The 25361-nt window shown below is 36.0% G+C and carries 22 protein-coding genes and 1 other RNA gene; 19 read left to right on the top strand and 4 right to left on the bottom strand.

What is annotated here, in order from left to right; translation table 11 throughout:
- The first annotated feature begins 148 nt into the window (after positions 1 to 148).
- Positions 149 to 3757: an ABC transporter ATP-binding protein gene (locus AC4BC5_RS14695; RefSeq protein ID WP_490496105.1), complete on the top strand. Its 3609-nt coding sequence runs from the start codon at positions 149 to 151 to the stop codon at positions 3755 to 3757.
- Positions 3758 to 3800: 43 nt separating this feature from the next.
- On the opposite strand, the gene AC4BC5_RS14690 is transcribed toward AC4BC5_RS14695, so the two are convergent.
- Positions 3801 to 4763, bottom strand: a complete 963-nt coding sequence (locus AC4BC5_RS14690) for an ABC transporter substrate-binding protein (protein WP_490496104.1) — start codon at positions 4761 to 4763, stop codon at positions 3801 to 3803.
- A gap of 206 nt (positions 4764 to 4969) precedes the next feature.
- Between AC4BC5_RS14690 and AC4BC5_RS14685 the strand changes: the two genes are divergently transcribed.
- The 6 genes from AC4BC5_RS14685 to hemH all read left to right on the top strand — a co-directional run bounded on the left by AC4BC5_RS14685 (position 4970) and on the right by hemH (position 10926).
- On the top strand, positions 4970 to 5773 hold the full coding sequence (locus tag AC4BC5_RS14685) for an ABC transporter ATP-binding protein (protein ID WP_490496103.1): 804 nt from the start codon (positions 4970 to 4972) through the stop codon (positions 5771 to 5773).
- Entirely contained in the window at positions 5766 to 6770 is a 1005-nt protein-coding gene (locus tag AC4BC5_RS14680; protein ID WP_490496102.1) for a FecCD family ABC transporter permease, read from the top strand. Before AC4BC5_RS14685 ends, AC4BC5_RS14680 begins: the two co-directional genes overlap by 8 nt.
- A complete protein-coding gene (locus tag AC4BC5_RS14675; protein WP_490496101.1) occupies positions 6767 to 7759 on the top strand; it encodes a FecCD family ABC transporter permease in 993 nt (330 codons plus the stop codon). Before AC4BC5_RS14680 ends, AC4BC5_RS14675 begins: the two co-directional genes overlap by 4 nt.
- A 160-nt stretch (positions 7760 to 7919) precedes the next feature.
- Positions 7920 to 8672, top strand: coding sequence for a hydrogen peroxide-dependent heme synthase (gene hemQ, locus AC4BC5_RS14670; RefSeq protein ID WP_490496100.1), 753 nt, complete (start codon positions 7920 to 7922; stop codon positions 8670 to 8672).
- Positions 8673 to 8685: 13 nt separating this feature from the next.
- Positions 8686 to 10023, top strand: coding sequence for an MFS transporter (locus AC4BC5_RS14665; RefSeq protein ID WP_490496099.1), 1338 nt, complete (start codon positions 8686 to 8688; stop codon positions 10021 to 10023).
- Positions 10024 to 10029: 6 nt separating this feature from the next.
- Positions 10030 to 10926 (top strand): ferrochelatase, encoded by an 897-nt coding sequence (gene hemH, locus AC4BC5_RS14660; RefSeq protein ID WP_490496098.1) that lies wholly within the window; start codon positions 10030 to 10032, stop codon positions 10924 to 10926.
- A gap of 44 nt (positions 10927 to 10970) precedes the next feature.
- On the opposite strand, the gene lexA is transcribed toward hemH, so the two are convergent.
- A complete protein-coding gene (gene lexA, locus AC4BC5_RS14655) occupies positions 10971 to 11588 on the bottom strand; it encodes a transcriptional repressor LexA (protein ID WP_490496097.1) in 618 nt (205 codons plus the stop codon).
- 173 nt (positions 11589 to 11761) lie between these two features.
- On the opposite strand from lexA, the gene AC4BC5_RS14650 reads away from it, so the two are divergent.
- The 8 genes from AC4BC5_RS14650 to nth all read left to right on the top strand — a co-directional run bounded on the left by AC4BC5_RS14650 (position 11762) and on the right by nth (position 19525).
- Positions 11762 to 12004 carry a DUF896 family protein gene (locus AC4BC5_RS14650; protein ID WP_490496096.1) on the top strand — a complete coding sequence of 81 codons (243 nt, stop codon included), beginning with the start codon at positions 11762 to 11764 and terminating at the stop codon, positions 12002 to 12004.
- Positions 12005 to 12105: 101 nt separating this feature from the next.
- Positions 12106 to 14100, top strand: coding sequence for a transketolase (tkt, locus tag AC4BC5_RS14645; protein ID WP_490496095.1), 1995 nt, complete (start codon positions 12106 to 12108; stop codon positions 14098 to 14100).
- A gap of 708 nt (positions 14101 to 14808) precedes the next feature.
- Positions 14809 to 15690, top strand: a complete 882-nt coding sequence (locus AC4BC5_RS14640) for a glucosaminidase domain-containing protein (RefSeq protein WP_490496094.1) — start codon at positions 14809 to 14811, stop codon at positions 15688 to 15690.
- 217 nt (positions 15691 to 15907) lie between these two features.
- Positions 15908 to 16840 carry a cysteine synthase A gene (gene cysK / locus AC4BC5_RS14635; protein ID WP_490496093.1) on the top strand — a complete coding sequence of 311 codons (933 nt, stop codon included), beginning with the start codon at positions 15908 to 15910 and terminating at the stop codon, positions 16838 to 16840.
- Positions 16841 to 17286: 446 nt separating this feature from the next.
- Positions 17287 to 17718 (top strand): Fur family transcriptional regulator, encoded by a 432-nt coding sequence (locus tag AC4BC5_RS14630; RefSeq protein WP_490496092.1) that lies wholly within the window; start codon positions 17287 to 17289, stop codon positions 17716 to 17718.
- Positions 17719 to 17720: 2 nt separating this feature from the next.
- Positions 17721 to 18104 (top strand): RidA family protein, encoded by a 384-nt coding sequence (locus tag AC4BC5_RS14625; protein ID WP_490496091.1) that lies wholly within the window; start codon positions 17721 to 17723, stop codon positions 18102 to 18104.
- Between the two features lie 72 nt (positions 18105 to 18176).
- Positions 18177 to 18875, top strand: coding sequence for a DnaD domain protein (locus AC4BC5_RS14620; RefSeq protein ID WP_490496090.1), 699 nt, complete (start codon positions 18177 to 18179; stop codon positions 18873 to 18875).
- Positions 18876 to 18877: 2 nt separating this feature from the next.
- Positions 18878 to 19525 (top strand): endonuclease III, encoded by a 648-nt coding sequence (nth, locus tag AC4BC5_RS14615; protein WP_490496089.1) that lies wholly within the window; start codon positions 18878 to 18880, stop codon positions 19523 to 19525.
- Positions 19526 to 19573: 48 nt separating this feature from the next.
- Here the strand turns inward: nth and AC4BC5_RS14610 are convergent, their stop codons facing one another.
- Together AC4BC5_RS14610 and recU are read right to left on the bottom strand one after the other, a co-directional pair.
- Positions 19574 to 21967: a PBP1A family penicillin-binding protein gene (locus AC4BC5_RS14610; RefSeq protein WP_490496088.1), complete on the bottom strand. Its 2394-nt coding sequence runs from the start codon at positions 21965 to 21967 to the stop codon at positions 19574 to 19576.
- A 2-nt stretch (positions 21968 to 21969) separates the two neighbouring features.
- Positions 21970 to 22590, bottom strand: a complete 621-nt coding sequence (gene recU / locus AC4BC5_RS14605; RefSeq protein ID WP_490496087.1) for a Holliday junction resolvase RecU — start codon at positions 22588 to 22590, stop codon at positions 21970 to 21972.
- A gap of 70 nt (positions 22591 to 22660) precedes the next feature.
- On the opposite strand from recU, the gene AC4BC5_RS14600 reads away from it, so the two are divergent.
- From AC4BC5_RS14600 to AC4BC5_RS14585, 4 genes are all read left to right on the top strand, one after another.
- On the top strand, positions 22661 to 23206 hold the full coding sequence (locus AC4BC5_RS14600) for an SLOG family protein (RefSeq protein WP_490497566.1): 546 nt from the start codon (positions 22661 to 22663) through the stop codon (positions 23204 to 23206).
- Positions 23207 to 23280: 74 nt separating this feature from the next.
- Positions 23281 to 23697, top strand: a complete 417-nt coding sequence (gpsB, locus tag AC4BC5_RS14595; protein WP_490496086.1) for a cell division regulator GpsB — start codon at positions 23281 to 23283, stop codon at positions 23695 to 23697.
- A 26-nt stretch (positions 23698 to 23723) separates the two neighbouring features.
- Positions 23724 to 24094, top strand: an RNA gene (gene rnpB / locus AC4BC5_RS14590) — RNase P RNA component class B.
- Positions 24095 to 24195: 101 nt separating this feature from the next.
- Positions 24196 to 25359 carry a THUMP domain-containing class I SAM-dependent RNA methyltransferase gene (locus AC4BC5_RS14585; RefSeq protein WP_490496085.1) on the top strand — a complete coding sequence of 388 codons (1164 nt, stop codon included), beginning with the start codon at positions 24196 to 24198 and terminating at the stop codon, positions 25357 to 25359.
- Positions 25360 to 25361 lie beyond the last annotated feature (2 nt).

Raw genomic sequence — 25361 nt, 5'->3', positions numbered from 1 at the left:
AGAGGGATTCCACAAAATGTTCTCAATTAAAATAGAAGAAGTTATTCTAATAAGATAAAAATACAAAATATTCTAAACAAGTTGCAATTATTTGATGAATAGCTATAATCGTTATTGAGAACCATTCTCAATTGAAAGGGGAGCATTTATGAGTAAAAAGAAAAAACAACCTTCTGTGCTGAAGAAATTACAACCTTTTTTAAGTAAACGCAAATTGTTTATTTATAGTTCAATGGTAATGTCTGTTTTGGCTGCACTTTTCGGTTTAGCACCATATGGTATTGTTTATTTATTTTGTGTCGAGATTTTAGAACAGCCAGTAGAAAACACCAATCATTTTATTTTATACGCAGGAATAGCCTTTCTTGCGATTATTTTAAAAGGAATTTGCTATAAATTATCAAGTGATTTTGCGCATCAAGCAGCTTTTGATATTTTATATGATATTCGCATTGCTTTAGCGGAAAAATTGACCAAGTTACCTTTAGGTTATTTTGATACCCATGATACAGGGAAAATCAAAGTCACAATGAATGAAGATGTGGAACAATTAGAAGAAGGGATAGCGCATTTGATTCCAGATATTACGACAGGTGTTTCCATTCCAATCCTGACATTTCTTGTCATGTTTATTTTGGATTGGCGAATGTCTCTGGCTGCGTTATTAATTATTCCATTATTAGGATTTTTCTATGCTAATGTTATGAAAAAGATGAAGCCGTTGGTACCCAAGCAAATTGAGGTAGGAGGATTAATTACTAATGCTGTTTTACGCTATGTTTATGGAGTGAAAGTCATTCGTGTGTTCTCACAATCTGAACAAGCTTTTGAAGAATATGCAACGATCGTAAAAAAAGCCGCAGATTTAAGTGTTGAAATTGAAAAAGAAACACTTGAAGGAAAAACCATCTTTGCGGCTGTGGCTCAAATGCCTTTATTAATTGTTATTCCAATGGGAGTTTGGTTATATAGTACAGGTGTGATTTCTCTTTCTTTATTTATTTTATTCATTATGTTGACGATTGGTATTGGAAATACTCTAGTCAAAGCTTTTCGTTCGAATGGTCAAGTGTCATTTCGTTTAGCTGGGGTTACTCGTAAAATTACAACGATGTTAGATGAACCAGAATTAACACAACCAGTACAATCAATTTTACCGCAAGGAGTAACGATTGCTTTTGAGGATGTGTCATTTTCCTATAATGATGAACGGGATATATTAAAGAATGTTACTTTTACTGTGCCAGAAGGTACGCTGACCGCACTTGTCGGGGAATCTGGAGCAGGAAAAACAACGATTGCTCGTTTAATTCCGCGTTTTTGGGATGTGACAAATGGACAAATAAGAATTGGTGGCATTGATGTAAAAAATATTAATAGTCAAGAGTTAATGAATTTAGTTTCTTATGTCTTTCAAGATGTGTATTTATTTGAAGGAACTATTATGGATAATATTCGAATGGGACGACCAGAAGCAACTGATGAAGAAGTAATTGCGGCTGCTCAAAAAGCCCATTGCCATGATTTTATTATGCAGTTAGAAGACGGATATCAAACGATAGTTGGAGATGGTGGCGGAAAATTAAGTGGTGGACAACGTCAACGAGTCAGCATTGTGCGAGCATTTTTGAAACAAGCACCTATTTTAGTATTAGATGAAGCAACCGCTTTGATTGATGCTGAAAACGAGGCGTATATTCAAGATGCTATCAATGAGTTGATGAATCCTGTAAATGGGCAACCCAAAACAATTATTATGATCGCCCATCGCTTGCATACAATTGTAAAAGCAGATCAAATCTTGGTCATTGAATATGGGAAAATTGCTGCTAGAGGAAAACATCATGAATTATTAGCCAATTACGCTACTTATCAAACACAATGGGAAGCTTATCGAGGAGAAGGCAATGCTTTATTGTCTAAAACTGAGACTACTGAGCCTTTCCCTTTTAAAGCTAAGTTACTGACTAAAACTTCAGAGGAAAATAAAATAGAGGATGAAGCATATCGTCATTTAAGTGAATACTCTGTATATCAACAATCTCTAGTCGTTGCTGGAAGTTCTGAAAATAAAGCGGAGTTAAAAGAAGGTTATCGCCGGACCTTTATTGAAAGTTTTTTCATAAGCATTCCTTTGATTGTTGTCGCTTACGTAGTTTATTTATTGTTTACGGATAGCATGACGGATGTTTGGAAAGCTGTTGCAGGAATGTTTCTTGCATTGCTTTTACAAGGGATAACCTACTACTATTCAAATCGTATTATGTTTTTGGTTTATTATAAATTAACAGCGAGTATCCGTTTGTATTTAGGTCGACGTTTAAAAAATATACCATTAGGTTACTTTTCAAAAAAAGATGCTGCGTTATTAGAAATGAATGTTAAGCAAGATGCTATGTTTCTAGGATTTACGCCAGCGATTGTTATTGGTATGATTAAAGGGATTATTACACCAGTTATGACCTTGATTGTACTAACATGGATTGACTGGATGTTAGCATTGATTGCAATTGCAGGAATTCCAATGTGTTTGCTCATTACAAAATTAGCAAATCAGCAGTTACAAAAAGTGATGAGTCGACTGCAAACAGCTCGCAAGCAAGCCAATCGCCGTATCCTTGATTTTATTCGTGGAATTTCAGTTATTCGTTCGTTTGGTTTATCTGACAGTAAATTATTGGGCTATCAAGAAACAATGGATGAATTCCGGAAGAGCAGTATTCAATTAAATAAAAAATTATCACCATATACAGCATTAAATGTCATTATGTTTGAGTTAGGTTATGTTATTGTTTTAGTTGTAGGTGGGCTCAAATATACAGCTGGGACGATTGATGGCGTGTCATTAATTTGCTTCTTAATTTTAACGGCTACACTGTATGAAACATTACCGATTATGGATTACGTAGTTTATAAACGTTTGTTGAAAACGACTTTAGATAATCTTGATGAAGTTATTCAAGAAAAAGATTTACCACAGCCTGAAATAGGGCAAGAACAACTACCAGAAACGTTTGATGTAACATTGAATAATATTACTTTTGGTTACACTAACCACAAAGTCTTAAAAGCGTTCAATTTAACCATTCCTGAAAATGGAATTACAGCGCTCGTAGGGCCTTCTGGTGGTGGTAAGACAACAACGTTGAATCTGATTGCGCGCTTTTACGATGTTACGTCAGGGAGCATTAAGATAGGGGATGTTGATATTAGAGACATGCGTCACGATACGTTAATGCAACATATTAGCTTTGTTTTTCAAGATGTGTATTTAATGCCAGATACGATTATGAATAATTTGAAATTTGGTAATCCGAATGCTAGTTTTGAAGAGATTGTATCAGCAGCTAAGTTAGCGTGTTGTCATGAATTTATTATGGAACTTCCAGAAGGTTATGATACTAAAATTAGTGATGGTGGAACGAATTTATCCGGAGGTCAAAAACAACGAATTAGTATTGCACGAGCATTACTTAAAGATGCACCAATCGTCTTGTTGGATGAGGCTACGGCAAGTATTGATCCGGAAAATGAATTGTATATTCGTGAGGCACTACAAGTATTGGCGCAACGCAAGACCGTTATTATGGTTGCTCATCGCTTGCATACGATTCGCAATGCAACAAAAATTGCAGTCATTGAAGATGGGGAAGTTGTGGAGTCAGGCACTCATGAAGAATTATTTGCTAACGAAGGTCGCTATAAACAATTTTGGCAAGAACGCCAACGTGCAGAACAATGGCAAGTGGATCTATAAAAAGTACCTCATCCTAATAGGTTAGGGTGAGGTACTTTTTTGTCTATTTTGTTTCAAGTAAAGAAGCTTTTACATCTTCAATAATTTTTGTATTAGCAATTGGTCCGTTATATAACCAGCTAGAATCACCATCAAATTCATAAAGTTGATCATTTTCAACTGCTTTTAAGTTCTTCCAAATATCTTCTTGGAATAATGGTGCAGAAGTATCGCTGTTTATTAAGAAAATCGAGTCAGCGTCAAGCTCAGCTAGTTTTTCTAAAGAAACAGGATTCCAGTCAGCAGTAGCTTCTTGAGAAACTTCTTCAACGAGTGCTGGTTCTTCTAAACCTAAATCTCCATATAAAACAGCCCCACTTGAGCGACCATCTGTTACCATAAAGATCGAGTTGTTGACTACCCATAATACTGCAACTGATTGTTCTTTCACTTGGTCATCTAGTTCTTTTTTTGTATCACTTGCTAAAGTTTCATAGTCGTTGACTACCTCTTTGGCTAAATCTTCTTTATCTAATACAGTTGCAATATCAGCTAGTTGATCACGCCAATTTACGTCTTCACCATTTTTAACAACATACGTAGGTGCAATTTTTGAATACTCTGCATATTTGCCACCTTCAACAGTTGATGAGTAGCCGATTAACAATAAATCTGGCTCAAAACCAAGCACTTCTTCATAAGGTAGAGAAAAATCAATTGTTGGGACGTCTTTTAACTTATCTTGTAAATACGTTTGGATACTAGAGTCATTAACTGTCCATTGAGCAACGGGGATAGTGTCTAATGCAATAAGATAGTCTTCCAGATAACTAGCAATAATTCTTTCTGGTTTAGCTGGAATGGTCACCTTGTTTCCTAATGTATCTGTTAAATCACGGTCTTTAGCTACACTTGAAGTGGCTGTTGATTCGTTGGTATTTTTATCATTAGTATTTCCGCAAGCGCCTAACAATACTAAGCTGCTTAATGCCAACACTGTCCCTAATAATATTCCTTTTTTTCGCATAACGTTTCCTCCTAAAAATATCACGATAATGATAATCATTATCAATTAAAAAGTAGAAAAAGTCAATATAGTTCTCTTTATATCGAATAATTTTATGAAAGAAAGAATTGCAAAACCAAAGAGCCTAACCTATAATGAATCCATTGATATTGAGAATGATTCTCAGTAAAAAGTTGGATTTTAAGTATATTTAAGGAATGAAGAAAATGAGCATTTTAGAAGCAGAACAACTATCTACTGGTTATGGAGACCATATAATCAGCAAGAATTTAAATTACACTTTTCGAGAAGGAACAATTACCAATATTATTGGACCTAATGGCTGTGGTAAATCAACTTTTTTAAAAACATTAGCACGTGTTTTGCCCAATCAAGGAGGCACGGTTTTATTAAATAGTAAAGCATTAAACCAATATAGTAGTAAGGAAATTGCAAAAGAACTAGCCATGTTAGCTCAGACATCAGAAACTCAAGTCGACTTATCAGTATTCGACGTTATTTCTTATGGACGTTACCCTTACCAAAAAGGTTGGGGCAACTTAACTGCTGAAGATCAACATATTATTCAATGGGCTTTGGAGATTACAGGACTAACTGATTTAGCTAGACAGTCGGTCATTACCTTGTCTGGTGGACAACGTCAGAGGGTTTGGATTGCGATGGCTCTTGTTCAAGATACTGATATTGTCATTTTAGATGAACCAACGACCTATTTGGATCCTGCACATCAACTAGAAGTACTAAACGTCTTAAAAGAGATTAATCACACTAAAGGTAAGACGATTATTATGACTAGTCATGATATTAATTTATCTTCGCGTTTTTCTGACAGTGTTATTGCGATGAAGAATGGAAGCATCTTCAAAGAAGGAACACCTGAAGAAGTTATTACATCTGCTGTTTTAAAAGAAGTATTTCAAATAGATGCTGAGATTATGATTCACCCTAAAACACAACGACCATTAGTCCTTTCGTATGAAGTAATAAAAACGGGTGTGTCTTATGAATAACACGAGAATGTACAATGTCTGGATTATAGGTACGCTAATGTTTTTGTTTCTAATTATTAGTATGATATTGTCGTTAATTATAGGAGCAGTTAAGATTCCGTTGCCAACAGTTGTCGACGCTTGGCTGAATTTTGATAAGAGTCAGCAATTGCATCAAGTCTTAATGAATGTTCGTTTACCGAGAATTATAGGTGCTTCAATTGTAGGTGCAAGTTTAGCGATTAGTGGTGCATTAATGCAAGGGATAACCCAAAACCCCTTAGCTGATTCTGGATTATTAGGGATTAATGCTGGAGCTGGTTTGGGATTGGCCATTATGTTTGCTTTTTTTCCAGGAGCTAGTTATGGATTTATTTTAATTGCCTGTTTTATTGGTGCAGCAATTAGTGTTGGTTTTATCTACTTAATCACTAGTTCGAATAAGCAAGTAATGACTTCATTACGACTAACTTTAGCAGGAGCAGCAATTAGTGCCTTGTTTATTGCAGCCAGTCAAGCGATTGCTTTACAGTTTAATTTAAGCCAAGATATCACCTTTTGGTCAATTGGTGGAATTAGTGCTATTTCTTGGTATCAATTACGTTTAATTGTGCCATTCTTTTTGATAGTTCTGATACTAGCTATTATTAATAGCCCAGCAATTACTATTTTACGATTTGGTGATGATACCGCAATTAGTTTAGGGAAGAAACCCCAACAAACACGAATTATTGCTGCTGTTATTGTATTAGTATTGTCTGGATTATCTGTAGCGGTAGTTGGCTCCATTAGTTTTGTTGGTTTGATTGTACCGCATTTAGTGCGCTATTTTGTGGGTGAGAACTATCGCTATTTAATTCCATTATCTGGCATAGGCGGAGCAGTGCTAGTTGTTTGGGCAGATTTAATTGCACGTTCAGTCAATCCGCCGTTTGAAACACCTTTTGGGATTATTACGGCTCTAATTGGCATTCCGTTCTTCCTGTATCTTTCACGAAAGGGAGGACTCCGTTTATGAAAAAAAGATATATTATACCTTTATTACTTGTTTTAATTGTTCTACTTGTGTTATTTGCATTAACTCACGGGAAATTGGCTTTAAGTTGGCGTGAAATTTGGGAAATCCTGCAAGGTGGAGGTACTTCTGCTAAGCGCTTATTATTATTTGATTTTCGTTTACCGCGTATCATTTTAGCAATTTTAGCTGGAGCTGCCTTGGCAATTGGCGGAGCTGTTTTACAAAGTACGACTCAAAATCCATTGGCTGATTCAGGGATTCTAGGTATTAATGCAGGAGCTGGCTTTTTTGTACTTTTATTTATCAGTTTTATGCAGTCGACAACAGTGACCCCCTTTTTGTTACCATTACTTGCTTTAGTAGGAGCTTTATTGACTTCTGTTGTGATCTTTGTTTTTTCTTATAAAAAAAGAATCGGCATTATGCCAGTCCGTTTAGTTTTAACAGGAGTGGTCGTCAGCACTGGGATTTCTGCGCTCACATTATTACTCGTTACAAAACTTGATAGTGAAAATTATCGATTTGTAACGATGTGGCAAGCAGGGAGCATTTGGGGAAGTAACTGGTTTTTTGTTTTAGCTTTACTTCCGTGGTTATTAGTTTTGCTGCCTTGGTTATTATTTAAACATCGTGAATTAGATATTCTGCAGTTTGGTGATGCAGCTGCGATTTCATTAGGAATCAATATCCAAAGAGAAAGAATAAAACTAATTGTTGCAGCAGTTGCTTTGACCGGTGCCGCTGTTTCGGTGACTGGTGGAATTGGCTTTTTAGGATTAATTGCGCCACATATTACCAGACGATTGGGTTTTAAAAAACATTGGCAATTAATACCCGTGGCAGCTATGATTGGTAGCGCATTGTTATTAATTAGCGATACGTTGGGGCGTTTATCACCAGGTAGTGGTGAAATACCTGCTGGGACAGTTGTGGCTATCCTGGGAGCGCCTTACTTTTTATTGTTATTATTAAAAGAATCTACACGATAAAAGTAGCATGTACAATTTATTGTACATGCTATTTTTATGGCCTTTTTTATCCGTCTTTTGAGATTTGAAAATTTCACAAGCAAAAGCTCTGCTTAATTTTATTTAATATGATATAACGAATAACGGTAACACATATAATTAATTTTTAGGGAGGATCTACATGATTACAGAAAAGGTGGAAACCTTAGATGGATGGTATTGCTTACATCTTGTTTTTCAAATGGACTGGGCAACATGGCAAAAAGAAGCAACTGAGACAAAGCAAACCATAGTCAATGAATTGTCTGAGTTATTAAAAGAATGGCAAGAAGTTGAAGACTCAAAAAAAGGCAGTCACTATTTGTGGAATGTTACGGGACATAAGGGTGACTTTGGTTTTATGCTTTTACGTCCAGAATTGAAAGAGTTGAATGCTGCTGAAAATGAATGGCATAAATTGACGATTTACCAATATCTACGACCAATTCACAGCTATGTTTCTGTTATTGAGCTTGGTACGTATAGTGGCATGCCAAAAACTGAGACAGCTTGGGAAAGAACTAATAAAAATCTTTATCCAGAATTGCCGAAAGAAGAATATATCTGTTTTTATCCAATGAATAAGGTTCGTTCAGGCGATATCAACTGGTATACATTATCTTATGATAAGAGACGTGAGCTAATGAAAGAGCACGGATTAATTGGACGTAAATATGCAGGGAAAATTCGTCAATTTATAACAGGATCAATTGGTTTTGATGATCATGAGTGGGGGGTAACTTTATTTGCAGAAGATCCCTTAGAATTCAAAAAAATTATTTATGAAATGCGCTTTTCAGAAGCAAGTAGTGTATACTCTGATTTTCCCTATTTTATGGTAGGAACTTCATTAAACACAACACAACAATTACAAACATATTTAGGATTGCTTTAGGAGGATTTATTCAATGGAGTTACGCGCCACAAAATCAGAAAGATGGTTTGCCCCATTATTAGTAATTAGTTTATTTATTACACAACTAGATTCAGGAATTATTAGTACCAATTTATCTTCAATGGCTAGAGAATTGATGTTAGCACCTGCTGAAAAAAGCTGGATTATTTCTATTTATACATTAGGTCTATTATTTGCGACACCTGTTATGGGAAGCATGATTGACCGCTTTGGTTATCGTACAGTCTTTTTAACAGAATTAGTCTTTTATTTTTTTGGAGTGTTAGGAATTGCTTTAAGTCAATCTTTCCCGATGCTCTTAGTATTTCGTTTATTACAAGCCTTTGGTAGTAGTTCGTTATTAACACTGACACTTTCTTTGGTTTTTGCAAACACAGAAAGAAAAATCGGCGGAAAAGTGGGAAATATTGGCGCATTAGTCGCGTTATCAACAATTGTAGCACCGATTATCAGTGTGATTAGTTTAGCCAAAACTCATGATTGGCGTAGTATCTATTTTGTTATGGCGTGTTTAATTGCTGTGGTTTTCTTCCTTGCATTCTTTATTGTGCCAAAAGTAACAAACTCAGAAGCAAAATCCTTTGATATCAAAGGAAATAGTCTATTTGTGCTAGCTTTATTAGCGTTTAATTTGTTATTGACAAGAGGGTTTGCTCGCGGTCATATCCTAGAATTGATTATTTATGCAGTAATTTTAATTATTTCTAGTATCTTGTTTATGAAGGTAGAAACGACAAGAGAAAATGGAAAATTAGCTGTACTATTTTCACGAAAGTTATGGCAAGTATCTGCTTATCGAACAAGTTTACTTGGAGGAATTACAACAGGTTTAGTGATGTCATTATTTGCTTTTTTACCTTCTTTTATGGAAATGACTTTCCATCTTGATGCGAGAAAAGCAGGATCATTGATGACTGTAATGGCAATAGGAACTTTTATCGGTTCTAAAATTGCTGGTATTTGGACAGATAGAAAAGGCGCAACAAATTCTACAATAGGAACAATGGGACTTGTTTTTGTTAGTTTGGTCACGATGTATTTTTCTGTTGTATCGTTCCAAATCTTCTTGATTGGTCTATTATTCTTTGGAATTGCTATTGGGGCATTGATGACTGTTCCTTTACAAGTGTTAGTAGTAGAAGCTTCTCCTAGAAATCGTAATGCTTCTTTGAGTTTATTATCTGTTTGTAAAAAGCTAGGAATGACGATTGGGATTACTATAATAGGAGTGTTAGCGCATGCTACAGGTTCTCTTGGTTTTTCACAGATGCTAGTTGGCTTAATGGTTATTACACTAATATTTATTTTTTATATGAGAAAGAAGGCATAATTTATCATGCAAAAGCAAGCAGTTTTATTAATGAGTTATGGAACGCCCAATAACACAGATGAAATTTGGGATTATTATACCCATATTCGTCATGGGAAAGAGCCTTCGCAAGAGCTTTATGATGAATTGGCTGGGCGTTATGAAGAAATTGGAGGTGTTTCCCCACTAGCTAAAATTACAGAGGCCCAACGCTTAGCTGTTGAAGAAAAATTAAATGCAACGAGTACAGTCGAATATCATGTATTTACTGGTTTACGTCACATTCATCCTTTCATTGAAGAGACAGTAAAAGAAATTGTAGACCAAGGATTTAAGGTAATCCATGGAATGGTTCTAGCACCACATGATTCTAGTTTTATTAAGCAATACCATGACCGTGTCGAAAAAGAGTTGGCAGTTTACCCAGAAATTTCATATATTGAGCATCGTCATTTTTGGCAACAAGAAGGATTTCAAATTTTTTGGTCAACTCAAATTCAAACTATTTTGAGTTCTGATAAGAAACAAAAATTTTTATTCACTGCTCATAGCTTACCAGAGCGTTTATTGCTAAATGGCGACCCATATGTCGATGAAATACAAAGTGCAGCTAAAGCAATTGCTCAACGAGTAGCAGGCTCATTGGACTTTGGTCATGCTTGGCAAAGTGCTGGCCGTACGGCAGATAAATGGATTGGCCCACGTGTAGAAGATGTGACAGAAGAACTATTAGAAAATGGATATGAAGAAATTATCTATTTACCTTTTGGTTTTGTTGCCGATAATTTAGAGACTCTTTATGATAATGATATAGAATGTAAGGAGTTAGTAGAGAAATTAGGTGGAATCTATCATCGCTTAGATATGCCGAATACACATCCTGATTTTATTGCTGGTTTAGCAGCAGAAATTCTTTCAAACTAAACTAAACAGAACCTCCAATCCTGTCTCTGGATTGGAGGTTCTGTTTAAAAGTGACGATACAAACCAACAACTAACCCTAAAATTTTAACGCTTGATAAAATAATAGGTTCCATATAATCATTTTCTGGTTGTAAACGAATATGTGTTTTTTCTTTATAAAACCTTTTACATGTTGCTTCATCATCATCTGTCATAGCAATCACAATATCGCCATTTCCAGCAATATCTTGTTTTCTGACGATTACTTGATCACCATCCAAGATACCAGCATTAATCATACTTTCACCACGGATAGTTAGCATAAACAATTGTCCGTTATCTTCAATTAAATTGGGAGGAATTGGGAAAAAGTCAGAAGCTTCTTCTACCGCCAAAATAGGTTCTCCAGCAGTTACCACGCCTAATAAAGGAATTTTTTGTTGTTGTGCACCAATCGTTTCTAAGCCGAGTGGAGTTAATTCAATTGCTCTGGGCTTTGTAGGATCTCTTTGGATTAAGCCTTTTTTTTCTAAACGTGATAAATGACCATGAACGGTTGAAGTGGAGGAAAGTTGAACAGCTTCACCAATTTCTCTCACGGTAGGTGGGTACCCTTTTTCACTGACCCGATTATGAATAAATTTTAACACTTCAAGTTGTCGGTTCTCTGTACGTTTTGCCAAAACGAACACCTTCTTTCCTATAGTTAAATCATTATAAAATGGAAAATATGACTAATATTATTAAATGTAGTGTAACATACGCCTTGAAAAAAATCAAACAAACGTTCGCTTTCTGTTTTGATTGTATTTTTTTATTCTTTTGTATAAGATGGAGAAGAAAGGGGCTTGATACCATGTTATCCAAAGAAAAAATAGATAGAATCAATGAGCTAGCTAAAAAGAAAAAAACAGAAGGTCTTTCTGAAAAGGAACAAGAGGAGCAACAAGCTTTAAGACAAGAGTATATTAAAGCTTTTCGAGGTGGAATGAAGCATCATATTGAGGGGATGAAAGTAGTCGATCCAGAAGGGAACGATGTGACTCCTGAAAAATTAAAACAAATTCAAAAAGCGAAAGGTTTACACAATAGAAAGTAAAATAAAAGATACCTATGCAAAAAGTGTTGATAATTGTAGAGGTATCTTTTATAATAGATGTGTAATATAGGTAAAAAAAACCTAAATAGGAGGCGTTAGTATTGTTTGATAAAATTGATCAACTTGGTGTTGATACGTTACGTACATTGAGTATTGATGCGGTACAAAAAGCAAATTCTGGACATCCAGGACTACCAATGGGGGCTGCCCCAATGGCCTATGCATTATGGACAAAACATTTGAAAGTAAATCCAAAAACTTCTCGTAATTGGGTCGATCGTGACCGTTTTGTACTTTCTGCAGGACATGGTTCGGCGTTATTATATAGCTTATTGCATTGTGCTGGGTACGATGTGACAACCGATGACTTGAAAAACTTCCGTCAATGGGAGAGTCGTACACCTGGACATCCAGAAGTGGGGCATACTGATGGTGTTGAAGCGACAACTGGCCCATTAGGACAAGGAATTGCAATGACTGTTGGGATGGCAATGGCTGAAGCACATCTAGCAGCAACGTATAACCGTGAAAACTTTAACGTTGTCGATCATTACACGTATGGTTTATGTGGTGATGGTGATTTAATGGAAGGTGTTTCTCAAGAAGCAGCTTCAATGGCCGGTCATTTGAAATTAGGTAAATTAATTGTGTTATATGATTCAAATGATATTTCTTTAGACGGTCCAACTTCAAAAGCTTTTACAGAAAACGTTGGTCAACGTTTTGAAGCTTACGGTTGGCAACATATTCTTGTAAAAGAAGGAACAGATTTAGCAGCTATTTCAAAAGCTATTGAAGAAGCACAAGCTGAAACAGACAAACCAACATTGATTGAAGTGAAAACAGTGATTGGTTTTGGTGCACCAAATGCAGGTACCTCTGCTGTCCATGGCGCACCATTAGGAGCAGAAGGCATCCAAGCAGCGAAAAAAGCGTACGGATGGGACTATCCTGAGTTTGCTGTACCAGAAGAAGTGGCGGCACGTTTTAAAGAAACAATGGTCGACAAAGGTGCTGAGTATGAAGCAGCTTGGAATGAACTATTTGCAGAATATGAAACAGCTTATCCAGAATTGGCGAGTCAATTTAAACAAGCCTTTGCTGGTGAACTTCCAGAGAATTGGGAGGCAGAATTACCAACTTATGAAGTGGGTTCAAGCCAAGCAAGTCGCGTATCAAGTAAAGAAATGATTCAAGCGTTATCCAAAGCTGTTCCTAGTCTATGGGGAGGATCAGCCGATTTATCTGCTTCAAACAACACGATGGTTGCAGCGGAGAAAGATTTCGAACCAGGACAATACGAAGGACGAAATATTTGGTTCGGTGTTCGTGAATTTGCGATGGCAGCTGCGATGAATGGGATTCAATTGCATGGTGGAACACGTGTCTATGGTGGAACCTTCTTCGTTTTCGTAGATTACTTACGTCCAGCAGTCCGTTTATCTGCTATTCAAAATATCCCAGTGACTTATGTCTTAACACATGATTCAGTAGCGGTTGGTGAAGATGGCCCAACTCATGAACCTGTTGAACAGTTATCAAGCTTACGTAGTATGCCAAATGTGCAAGTGATTCGTCCGGCAGATGGTAATGAAACACGTGCAGCTTGGAAATTAGCAATGACTTCAACAGACAAACCAACTGTTTTAGTACTAAGTCGTCAAAACTTACCAGTGATTGAAGGTACTAAAGAGCATGCAGATGAAAATGTGGCTAAGGGTGGATATGTTATTTCTCCTCAAAAAGGAGACAAACCAGAAGGAATTCTGATTGCAACTGGTTCAGAAGTTAACTTAGCTGTAGAAGCACAAAAAGTTCTAGCTGAAGAAGGTATCGATGTATCTGTTGTATCTTTACCAAGTTTTGATTTATTTGAAGCACAATCATCTGAATACAAAGCATCTGTCTTAGTTCCTGGTGTGAAAAAACGTGTGGCGATTGAAACTGGTTCATCATTTGGTTGGGCAAAATACGTGAAATGTCGCGGAAAAACTATTACTATCGACCACTTTGGAGCATCTGCCCCAGGTGATAAAGTATTAGCTGAGTTTGGCTTTACAGTTGAAAATGTAGTTAACACATTTAAATCAATTTAATTTACACGAAGAGGGCGAATTAAGCCCTCTTTTTTTGGTTCTTTAACAACAAGTGTAGGTAAATAGTTAGATAATTTTTACTAGCCAGAATAGAATCTTTGGGTCAAACAGTGTTTCTTACTGCTTGACCTTATTTTTTGTTGCTGTAAGCAAAGAGATGCGAGGTATTCTGATACACTTTGTTTAACTGGATTATGATAGTCTTCAAGCTCTACTTAATCACTGTCTGTTCATTTCTTTCCCCTCGCTTTTCGTAACAGTCGGGTGTATAAGAATGTACGCCATCAAATATCTGAAAAATTTCGCCTTTCATTCGCTCTCTTGTATAATTTCCAAGCTACTTTTCTATTTCGCTTGCATAAAGAGTAAGATTAACATCCAAAATACCAAAAAGTTCTCTGATAAAATGCGGGATGGGTATCTTGATTCCTCCTTAGATTAGTTTTTATCGACTTGATTCTAATGGATTTCAAGAAATTTGTTTAATTATGTACACAAAAAGAGTGCGGTAAATTCTATCCACTCTAAGAAACGGATAGCGCTCTTTTTTATTTCTTTTGAAAATTGATAAAAGAGCATTTTTTTTACTTTTTTAAAAAAAACTTAAACAAAAAAATTGTTTTCATTCGCGTTTTATCATACAATAAGCTTAATATCAGATTGTATGTTTTTTCATATAGTTTTCGAAAAGCTTTTTAGGAGGATGTTATGACTTACAAAACACGTAGTGAGCGCCATCAAAAATTACAAAGGAAATATACGTTAAATCGAAAAACAGTATTACCTTTATTAGGCACAGGATTAGTGTTAGCTCCGACTACTATGGCAATGGTTCCTCAACAAGTGGAAGCACAAGAATATGCTACTGAAAATGGTGCTCAAGGATTAATCAATCAGATTGGTGCAACAGCGCAACAAATTGCTGCTAGTAATGATTTGTATGCGTCTGTAATGATTGCCCAAGCGTTATTAGAAAGTGGCAATGGAACATCGTTACTGTCTTCTGCTCCAAACTATAATTTGTTTGGTATTAAAGCGTATGGTTCTGAACCCTCTATTTGGTTAGGAACACAAGAATATATTAATGGGCAATGGGTCTCTATGAATGAACCATTTAGAGTTTATGGTTCTTATTGGGAATCTTTACAAGATCATGCAGCTTTATTAAGAAGTACAAGCTATTCAACAGGAATTTCTCATTATAGCGGTACATGGAAAAGTCAAACGACTAGTTTTTATGATGCAACGGCTTATTTAACTGGCCGTTATGCTACAGACCCAACATATAACCAAAAATTAAACTGGTTAATTGAAACATATAATTTAACTAGTTTTGATACTCCTTCACAGGTAGTAACTACTTATACAGAACCTGAGCAAGCAACTTATGTCTCAGAAACAGCGTATACAGAAACAGCTTATGTAGAACCTGAATCAACAACGTATACCAGTGGGGGCACGTATACTGTCGTTGCAGGTGATACATTGTGGGGAATCGCAACTGCTTATGGCATTTCTGTGGATCAATTAATGGCTAATAATGGCTTGTCTGATGGCTTTATTGTAGCAGGACAGCAATTAGTTGTTTAAATTTTAGGTGAATAATAAAAACAATCATAACAATTTAAGAAGGGGATTTTACTCTACTTAAATTGTTTTTTTGTTTAATTGATAAGCATGAAAAATGATAGAAACTAGCTATCACGAAAGATAAATTGAAAGTTTTCTCTTTTATTGGTTATAAAAGAATTTGCTATGCAGCTATGAATTCGCTACAATAAGGTATAAATAAAGGAGGAGAGTCGGAATGAGTGAGATTTATCAATCAATTACAGAGCTTGTTGGCAATACCCCTATCGTAAAATTAAATAATATTGTACCTGAAGGATCAGCTGATATTTATGTGAAGCTTGAATCATTTAACCCAGGTAGCAGTGTGAAAGATCGTATTTCTTTAAGTATGATTGAACAAGCAGAAAAAGATGGTGCGCTAAAAGCTGGCGCTACAATTATTGAACCAACTTCTGGAAATACAGGGATTGGTTTAGCTATGATTGGAGCTGCAAAGGGTTATCGTGTAGTGTTAGTAATGCCAGAAACAATGAGTATTGAACGTCGTAAGTTGATGCAAGCATACGGAGCAGAATTAATTCTTACTCCTGGAACAGAAGGCATCTCTGGATCTATTAATAAAGCAAAAGCATTAGCTGCTGAAAATGGCTATTTTATGCCATTACAATTTGACAATCCAGCAAATCCTGCTATTCATGAAGTAACTACCGGGAAAGAGATTGTTGAAGCTTTTGGTGAACAAGGTTTGGATGCTTTTGTTGCCGGTATTGGAACAGGTGGTACAATCACAGGAGCAGGGCGTACTTTAAAGGCTGCATACCAAGATATTAAAATCTATGGAGTTGAGCCAGCAGAATCAGCTATTTTGAGTGGAAGCCAACCTGGTCCGCATAAAATTCAAGGAATCGGGACAGGTTTTGTTCCTGCAGTTTTAGATGTAAATATATTTGATGAGGTACTTGCAGTATCGAGTGATGATGCAATGGCTACATCGCGTGATGTTGGTGTACAAGAAGGGATTCTTGTTGGTATTTCATCAGGAGCTGCCATCAATGCGGCATTGCGTGTTGCTCAAACACTAGGAGCAGGTAAGAAAGTCTTAGCGATTATTCCTGATAATGGCGAGCGTTACTTATCAACTGCTTTATATCAGTTTGATGAAGCTTAATTGATAGATAAAAATAGGAAACTATTCTTATTTAATTAATATACCGTCAAGTGAATACGGAAATGTGATAAAATTTTTAGAGAACTGTTTGTGATTTTTTTGCAGACAGTTCTTTACTTTTTTACTGATTAGCCACGACAGCGTTTGGTTGGCGTAAATCTTTGATGAGCGCTACCAAGAACATTTTATCCATAATATTATGCAGCAAGTAGCAACTTTCTATTTATGTTTATCGGTGTCGTAGGTTTCAATCAATATTGGCAACGACCATTATTGAAAAGTTGCTTTACTACTATCAACTATCTCAACAAGACTTTTATATTTCAGTGTCTATATAGAGGGAGCATGTCAATTGGTGCAAGAATAGGTTTTTTTGATATAAATTGCTAGAAAAAAAGTGGAAGTCATAGTATGATAAAAAAAGATAGAAGAATGGAGGGAATCCTGTGACGACTTTTGATGATGCATTGAACCATTTGAAAGAAGAAAATATTCGCATCACACCACAACGGATTGCCATTTTAGAATTTTTAGCAAATGCCAAAACACATCCAACTGCTGAAGATATATACCAAGCAATTGCTGTAAAATTTCCTGGTATGAGTGTCGCAACTGTTTATAACAATTTACGATTATTCACAGAGATAGGTTTTGTTAAAGAAATGAACTATGGTGACGCTTCTAGTCGTTTTGATTTTCATACAGATCCTCATTATCATGCTATTTGCAAACAATGCGGAAAAATTGCAGATTTTCATTATCCAGGACTTGAAGACGTTGAGATGGCTGCTCAACAATTGACTGGTTATACAATTAGTTCACATCGCTTAGAAGTTTATGGCTTGTGTCCAGATTGTCAAAAAGGGGGAAATAAGTAAACATGCATATTATTCAAACGAAAAAGGCACCTCAAGCAATTGGACCATATGTTCAGGGACGAATTGCTAACGGATTTTTATTTGCATCTGGTCAAGTACCGTTGAATCCAGAAAATGGTGAGGTTGTGGGAACAACAATTCAAGAACAAACGACTCAAGTATTAAAAAATATTTCAGCAATTTTAGAAGAAGCAGAAATTACTGCCAATCATATTGTGAAAACAACTTGCTTTTTAAAAAATATGGATGACTTTGTTGCATTTAATGAAGTGTACAGTACTTTATTTAATGAGTCATTGCCTGCTCGTTCAGCAGTTGAAGTAGCACGTCTTCCAAAAGATGTTTTAGTAGAAATTGAAATTATTGCTTCTATGACAGAAGCTTAAGTTCATGAGGCTGTTTCTATTTTTAGAGACAGCTTTTTTATGTGAAAATTTATCATAAAGAAGGGATTTTACATGCTTTCATTACAAGAATACTTAAAACATGGTCAAACAACTCTATCCAATCTGTTAATGGATAATTATCATCGTTTAGGAATGTCTAACGATGAATTTCTATTATGGTTACAATTATATCGTTACCATGAAGCGGGGGACTTTTTTCCCGATCTAGCACCAATTGCAGCAAACATGGACTATTCACAAAATGAATTGTATCTTTTGTTAAATCAATTAGTACAAAAAAAATTATTAGCCATTGAATCTAAAAAAGATTTGAATGGAAGAGTGAATGACTATTATGAATTCAATGTTATTTTTGAAAAACTTGGACTTTTGCAAAAGCAACAAAAACAAGAGGTTGAAACTCAAACATTTGAAAAGCAAGTACAGTCAGTTTATCAAATGTTTGAACTAGAATTTGGGCGTGCACTTTCACCAATTGAATACCAACGAATAGGACAGTGGATTGAAGATGACCGTTATCATCCTGAATTAATTCAATTAGCGTTAAAAGAGGCTGTTTTAAATCAAGCATATAGCTTGAACTATATTGATCGGATCTTGCTTTCATGGGAACGGAAAAACATTACTTCTAAAGTCCAAGTAGAAGAAGAACAAAAACGTCGTAAAAAACAGATCTTACAAAAAGAAATGCCTACAGCTACACGACAATTACCTCGTGTCTCGATGCATAATTGGCTAGAAGAGGAATAAGCATGATTAGCAAAGAAAAAACGATGATTGCATTAAATAAAATGTACGAAATGTTTCCCGATGCTCATTGTGAACTAAACTATGAAACGCCTTTTCAATTAGTTGTAGCAGTTGCTTTGAGTGCACAGGCGACTGATGTTTCTGTTAATAAAGCGACCCCTGGATTGTTTGAAGCTTTTCCAACGCCTGAAGCATTAGCTGAAGCACCGATTGAGGAGATTATCGCTAAAATTCGTACTATAGGATTATACCGTATGAAAGCTAAAAATATAAAAGCTTGTGCAGAACAAATTTTAGAGCGTTTTGACGGTCAGGTTCCTAGAACTCGAGAAGAATTAGTAAGTTTACCAGGAGTTGGTCGGAAAACCGCTAATGTGGTTTTAGGAGAAGCGTTTGGCATTCCAGCCTTTGCAGTAGATACTCATGTGGAACGTATTGCGAAACGGTTACGTATTTGTAAATTAGATGCCAATGTTTTAGAAGTAGAAGCAACTTTGATGAAAAAAGTACCGAGAGAACTATGGGTTAAAACCCATCATACAATGATTTTCTTTGGTCGATACCATTGTACAGCTCGTGCCCCTAAATGTGAGCTATGTCCACTATTAGAAATGTGTCAAGAAGGCAAAACTCGAATGAAGAAAAAATAATAGCTCTAACTATTACCTCATAATCGGAGGAATAGTTAGAGCTTATTTTTATTGACTTGTAACTGGTTTAGATGAATTTGGAGGTGTTGCTTCTGGTGGTGCCGAAGATGCAGGTGGTTCTTCTGAAGACGGCACCGGAGTAGTAGACTCAGATTCTGGCGTTGTTTCTATGGGTGTACTACTTTCGTTAGGTCCAGTTTCTGGATTTGTCTCTATTACAGAAGAAGATGACTCAGGAACTGATTCAGCAGTTGATTCACTAACAGGTTCAGAGGAAGAACTGGATTCAGTCTCCTTAGAACTTTCAGTTGATGATGTAGCTTTTTCGGATTTAGTCGTCTCAGTCACTTCTTTAGAAGAAGGGGTTGTCTTAACTGAAGAGGGGACTGTTTGACTTTCTACAGCACCTTTTAAATATAATTCATTACCAACTCTGACTAAGCCATCAGGCATTTGCCAGTCTTCGTTTTCTATGGAAGCTGAAACAAATTGCATTAAGTTACGATAGACATCTGTGGCGACTTGTGATGATTCGCTTGTTACTGGTGTCAATTTATTTTCATAGCCTGTCCAAACAGCCAACGAATAGTGCGTTGTGTAACCAACAAAACTAATATCAGGAGAAGGTGAATTGACAGGGCCTAGTTGAGAAATTTCACTATCTGTGTAATTTGAAGTCCCTGTTTTACCTGCTTGATATAAACCAGGGATGGCAGCATTTGTACCAGTACCATCAGTGATAACATCCTTTAGAATATCAGTAATCATATATGCTGTTGTGTCCTTCATTGCTTGTGAGCCTTCTGGATGGAAAGCATCAACTTCTTCTGTGCCATCTTGATAAACAATTTTATTTACATATTGTGGTTCATAATAGGTTCCGCCATTAGAAAAAGCAGCATAAGCAGCAGCCATCTTAAGACTGGATACGCCATATTTTGTTCCTTCCTGAACACTTGTATTGCTGGAAATCGAATTTGACTGTTCCAAAGAATCGTATTTGATTCCCAATCCTTCCAGGAATTTTTCGATATTTTCCGCACCAACTTCTGCAAAAAGTTTTGCAGCTGGAACATTACGCGATAAGGCTAAGGCTTTGCGTAGCGTCATTGTGCCCATATATTGATTGTCCCAGTTATTAATACTGATATCTGAACCTTCGTATTTGTAAGGTTCATCAACAATAGTTTTACCAGTTGAATAATCCAAATATTCAAAAGCAGGGCCGTAATCAACGAGTGGTTTGACTGTTGAACCAAAATCACGACCAGTATTTACGGCATAATTTGAGCCCCAAACTACGTCTTCGTCGACGTTACGACCGCCAAGTTGCGCAGTTACTTTACCAGTATTTGTATCAATTAAAGTAGCAGCTACTTGCATTTCATCATCAGGATATTGCACATACTGATTGCTATTAACAATATCGTACAAACGTTTTTGTGCAGTTAAATCGATATTAGTGTAGATATCTAAACCGTTTTGCATACTGTCTTTGCCGACTTTTTCTTCAACTTCAGCTAAGACCTCTTTTAAATAGTTGTCATAATAGCGCCAATCGTTTTCTGATTCTGTAAGTTCTTGTAGTCCATCATCAATTGGTGTGGCAACTGCTTCGTCATATTCTTGTTGCGAAAGTTTCTCATTGTCTAACATAGTCATTAGAACTGTGTCACGACGTTGTTTTGCAGCTTCTGGATTAACATAGGGATCGTAATAATTTGGTGCATTAGGTAAACCAGCAATTAAAGCTGTTTGGGCAGTTGAAAGTTCATCTAACGGTTTTCCGTAAAATATTTCAGAAGCAGTTTCCATCCCATAAACACCGTTAGACATATAAACTTTGTTGATATAGTATGTTAAAATTTCTTGCTTCGATTTTTCTTGTTCTAATTGAACCGCCATCCACGCTTCTTGTGCTTTTCGCCGTAAATTTTGATCTTCTACTTTAGTCGAGAAATAAGATAGCTTAATTAATTGTTGTGTTAAAGTACTTCCACCTTGTATACCACCATTAATCAAATTGGAAACAGCGGAACCAATAATACGAACGGGATCGACACCAATATGGTTGTAGAAGCGGCGATCTTCGACTGAGACAATAGCATCTTCTAACTTCTGAGGAATTTCAGTTGCAGAAATTATTTCTCGTCGCTCAATGCCAAAATCTTGGAATGCTTCACCGTTGGAAGCGAAAAACTGAATCGAGTTTGAGGATTCAAGCTCTGTATCAGTTAATTTTGGTGCATCTTTAGCGTAATACCAAAATAGTCCCATGCCTGATAAAATACCAATGCAGGCAAGAAAAACAAGCACCATTATTACTTTTAAGAGAATAGAACCAAATGATTTTTTTGGTTTTTTCTTCGGTGTTTTTGGCTTGCTAGATTTAGGCGCCTTGGTACTATGGCGTGAAACGCGAGAATTTTGTTGATTTGCCATAACTAATTTTTCTCCTTTTCTTGTAAATAGAGGTTTACAGCATCCAAATAAGGGATACGAGGGGCAATTTTTGGTTGGATCTCAATCCCGATTTCTTCAATTAATGAAAGAGATAATGATTTTTTTGCTGTATGTTGCGAATCCCAATAATAAATAAGATGCTGGCTATCAAGAAAAAAACAACGTTCTAATGTTGAGAACCATAGTAATACGAAACAAACGCCATTTTGTTGCAAACAATTTTTCATATGAATAATCTGATGCTCGTGAAAGTTTTTTAACGGAAACGAGGTTTTATTCTTTGTTTCTTTCGCCTCAAAGTCAAGATAATGACCCTGGTAAACTCCGTTATAATCAGTTGTGGAAGCTTCTTTAAAATAAGCTTCTTTAATAACCGCAGCACTTCTACGAGGGTAATCCACGTGAACAATCTGAACGGGGGTTGGTTTTTTATGAATAACTGCTTGCCCACGATTAAGATAATAGTCATTGCTTGTATTGATTGCTTCTTCAAACCGCATACCACGGTTTGCGAAATTAGACGTTTTTTCTTTTGCTTGCATTTTTTGTTTCATCGTTCCATCATAGGATATAGGATGGCCATTGGGGTATCGAAAAACCATAATATTCACACTCCTAGGGCACATTATACCAAAAAGAGAAAAAGAAAGAAAAGGGAAGAGTGTGAAAAGAATGCAAACGATGGTTGTTTCAGGTTACCGAAGCTTTGAACTAGGCGTCTTTCAAGAGAAAGATCCTAAAATTAAAGTTATTAAGAAAGTTCTAAAAACCACGTTTCAACAATACATTGAAGAAGGATTAGAGTGGGTTTTAATTGGTGGCAATTTGGGAGTGGAGATTTGGGCAGGACAAGTCGTGATTGAATTACAAAAGGAATATCCTGAATTAAAATTAGGGATTATTTTCCCCTTTGAGGAATTCGGGGGAAATTGGAATGAAACGAATCAACAATTATTAACTGAATTAAAGACACAAGCGAATTATGTCAATGCTGTCAGTCACAGTCCTTATCAACATCCAGGACAATTAAAAAATCATTCCCAGTTTTTATTGACTCATTCTGGAGGTTTGATAGTAGTATATGATGATGAATATCCTGGTAAAACACAGTTTTTATTAAAAGAATCGCAGGAATATGCTTCTGAAAATGACTTTATTCTACACCAAATTACTATGGATGATTTACAAAATACATTTTTTGAAGACGATAGTGTTTGATTTATTCGAATTTTTTGGATAGAATAGGAACGAAGAGCTAAAACTAGCGGAATTTAAATTAATGAGGTGTAAATATGGCAGATTTAACATATAGTCCAACAGATATTTTACAACAAGAATTCAAAACGAAAATGCGTGGTTATGATCCTGTTGAAGTAGATGAATTTTTAGATGGTATTATCAAAGACTATGAAACATATAATCAAGAACTTTTGGCATTACAAGAAGAAAACGATCGTTTACATGCAAAAATTGCACAATTAAGTAAAACACAAGAAATTAAAGCGACTCGTACACAGGCGGAAGCACCAAAAAGTCAAACTGTAACCAATTTTGATATTCTAAAACGTCTATCAAATCTTGAAAAAGAAGTATTTGGTAAAAAATTAGATCAAGAGATTCCAGTTGTTACAACAACGAAAGTAGTCAATGAAAATTATACACAAGCAGCTAACGATGACGACGATTTAGAAAAAACACGTCAATTTTAATTGAAACAGTAAGTAAATTCTCTGTGATTTTCGGATAATCGCGGTTTGATTTATATCAAGCTGAGGAAAGTCCATGCTCGCACAAGCTGCGATGCTTGTAGTGTTCGTGCCTAGCGAAATCATAAGCTAGGGTACTTATTTAAAGTAACGGCAGGAAAAAAAGGCTAAGGCTTTGCTATGCCCAAGTATCCTTGAAAGTGCCACAGTGACGAAGCAACATGGGAAACCTTGTTGGTGGAACGCGGTAAACCCCTCGAGCGAGCAACCCAAACAATGGTAGGGGCGCTTTTTGTAACGGAAATGAACGGGACAAAGAGGCAATTTTTATTGCAGATAGATGATTATCCAAATTATTTTGCTCCCTGTAAAATAATTGGACAAAACATGGCTTATAGAAAATCACAGTTAATCAGGGAATCCTTCCGTATGGGAGGTTTTTTTTATCACTATTTATGAAAATACTATGAAAATAAAGAATATAATTACAAGGAGTAGATTATGAAAGAAAAAACCTTTGAGCTAGTTGCTACAGCTGCAAGTGGTTTAGAAGCATTAGTTGGAAAAGAGTTGCGCAATCTAGGCATTGAATGCCAAGTTGAAAATGGCCGTGCTCGTTTTAAAGGAACCGTAGAAACTATTGCTAAAGCTAATCTGTGGTTGCGTACAGCTGATCGTATTAAAATTGTTGTTGGTGAGTTTGATGCCTATAGTTTTGATGAGCTATTTGAAAAAGTAAAAGCTTTACCTTGGGAAGATTATTTGCCGTTAGATGCAGAATTTCCTGTTGCTGGAAAATCAATTAAATCAAAACTTTACAGCACGCCTGATTGTCAAGCAATTACTAAAAAAGCCATTGTTAACCGTTTGCGTGAGTATTATCATCGCCCAGCTAGTGTACCATTAGCTGAAACAGGTGCTTTATTTAAATTAGAAGTTGCTTTGTTGAAAGATCATGTGATGGTAACTTTAGACACGACAGGACCTAGCCTATTTAAACGTGGTTATCGCTTAGAAAAAGGTGGTGCACCTTTAAAAGAAAATATGGCAGCAGCTTTAGTTCAACTAACTAATTGGCGTACCGACCGACCGTTTGTTGATCCAGTCTGTGGTTCAGGAACAATTTGTATTGAAGCGGCATTAATGGGTCATAATATTGCGCCAGGCTTTAATCGAGAATTTGCCTGTGAAGCATGGGATTGGTTTTCGGCAGAAGTTTTTGAGAAAGTGCGTGCTGAAGCGGATGAATTAGCAGATTATGATATTGAATTAGATATTATGGGAACGGATATTAATGGTCGAATGATTGAAATTGCTCGTGCCAATGCTGAAGAAATTGGTTTAGGGGATTCTATCACCTTTAAACAGCAAGCTTTGAAAGATTTTAAAACAGAAAAAGAGTATGGCGTTATCTTAGCTAATCCGCCATATGGTGAACGTTTAGGTGAAGAAGCAAGCGTTCGTCAACTATATAAAGAGATGGGCGAAGTTTTCCGACCTTTAAAAACATGGAGTAAATATATTTTAACTAGTGATTTATTATTTGAAGAGTTTTATGGTGAGAAAGCAACTAAAAAACGCAAATTATATAATGGTGCTTTAAGAACTGACTTATTCCAATATTGGGGAACAAGACCTCCAAGAAAACCAAAAATTGAGGAATAAAA

This window comes from Enterococcus sp. AMC2644 (genome assembly GCF_058216475.1).
This window is presented reverse-complemented; position numbering and strand designations above follow the sequence as displayed.

Coding starts and splice junctions, on each gene's coding strand:
- AC4BC5_RS14620 (WP_490496090.1), top strand. CDS start 18,177: ATGCTTTCATTACAAGAATACTTAAAACATGGTCAAACAACTCTATCC.
- gpsB (WP_490496086.1), top strand. CDS start 23,281: ATGGCAGATTTAACATATAGTCCAACAGATATTTTACAACAAGAATTC.
- AC4BC5_RS14625 (WP_490496091.1), top strand. CDS start 17,721: ATGCATATTATTCAAACGAAAAAGGCACCTCAAGCAATTGGACCATAT.
- AC4BC5_RS14665 (WP_490496099.1), top strand. CDS start 8,686: ATGGAGTTACGCGCCACAAAATCAGAAAGATGGTTTGCCCCATTATTA.
- AC4BC5_RS14600 (WP_490497566.1), top strand. CDS start 22,661: ATGCAAACGATGGTTGTTTCAGGTTACCGAAGCTTTGAACTAGGCGTC.
- AC4BC5_RS14640 (WP_490496094.1), top strand. CDS start 14,809: ATGACTTACAAAACACGTAGTGAGCGCCATCAAAAATTACAAAGGAAA.
- AC4BC5_RS14675 (WP_490496101.1), top strand. CDS start 6,767: ATGAAAAAAAGATATATTATACCTTTATTACTTGTTTTAATTGTTCTA.
- hemH (WP_490496098.1), top strand. CDS start 10,030: ATGCAAAAGCAAGCAGTTTTATTAATGAGTTATGGAACGCCCAATAAC.
- recU (WP_490496087.1), bottom strand. CDS start 22,590: ATGGTTTTTCGATACCCCAATGGCCATCCTATATCCTATGATGGAACG.
- AC4BC5_RS14690 (WP_490496104.1), bottom strand. CDS start 4,763: ATGCGAAAAAAAGGAATATTATTAGGGACAGTGTTGGCATTAAGCAGC.
- cysK (WP_490496093.1), top strand. CDS start 15,908: ATGAGTGAGATTTATCAATCAATTACAGAGCTTGTTGGCAATACCCCT.
- nth (WP_490496089.1), top strand. CDS start 18,878: ATGATTAGCAAAGAAAAAACGATGATTGCATTAAATAAAATGTACGAA.
- hemQ (WP_490496100.1), top strand. CDS start 7,920: ATGATTACAGAAAAGGTGGAAACCTTAGATGGATGGTATTGCTTACAT.
- AC4BC5_RS14650 (WP_490496096.1), top strand. CDS start 11,762: ATGTTATCCAAAGAAAAAATAGATAGAATCAATGAGCTAGCTAAAAAG.
- AC4BC5_RS14695 (WP_490496105.1), top strand. CDS start 149: ATGAGTAAAAAGAAAAAACAACCTTCTGTGCTGAAGAAATTACAACCT.
- AC4BC5_RS14585 (WP_490496085.1), top strand. CDS start 24,196: ATGAAAGAAAAAACCTTTGAGCTAGTTGCTACAGCTGCAAGTGGTTTA.
- AC4BC5_RS14680 (WP_490496102.1), top strand. CDS start 5,766: ATGAATAACACGAGAATGTACAATGTCTGGATTATAGGTACGCTAATG.
- AC4BC5_RS14685 (WP_490496103.1), top strand. CDS start 4,970: ATGAGCATTTTAGAAGCAGAACAACTATCTACTGGTTATGGAGACCAT.
- AC4BC5_RS14610 (WP_490496088.1), bottom strand. CDS start 21,967: ATGGCAAATCAACAAAATTCTCGCGTTTCACGCCATAGTACCAAGGCG.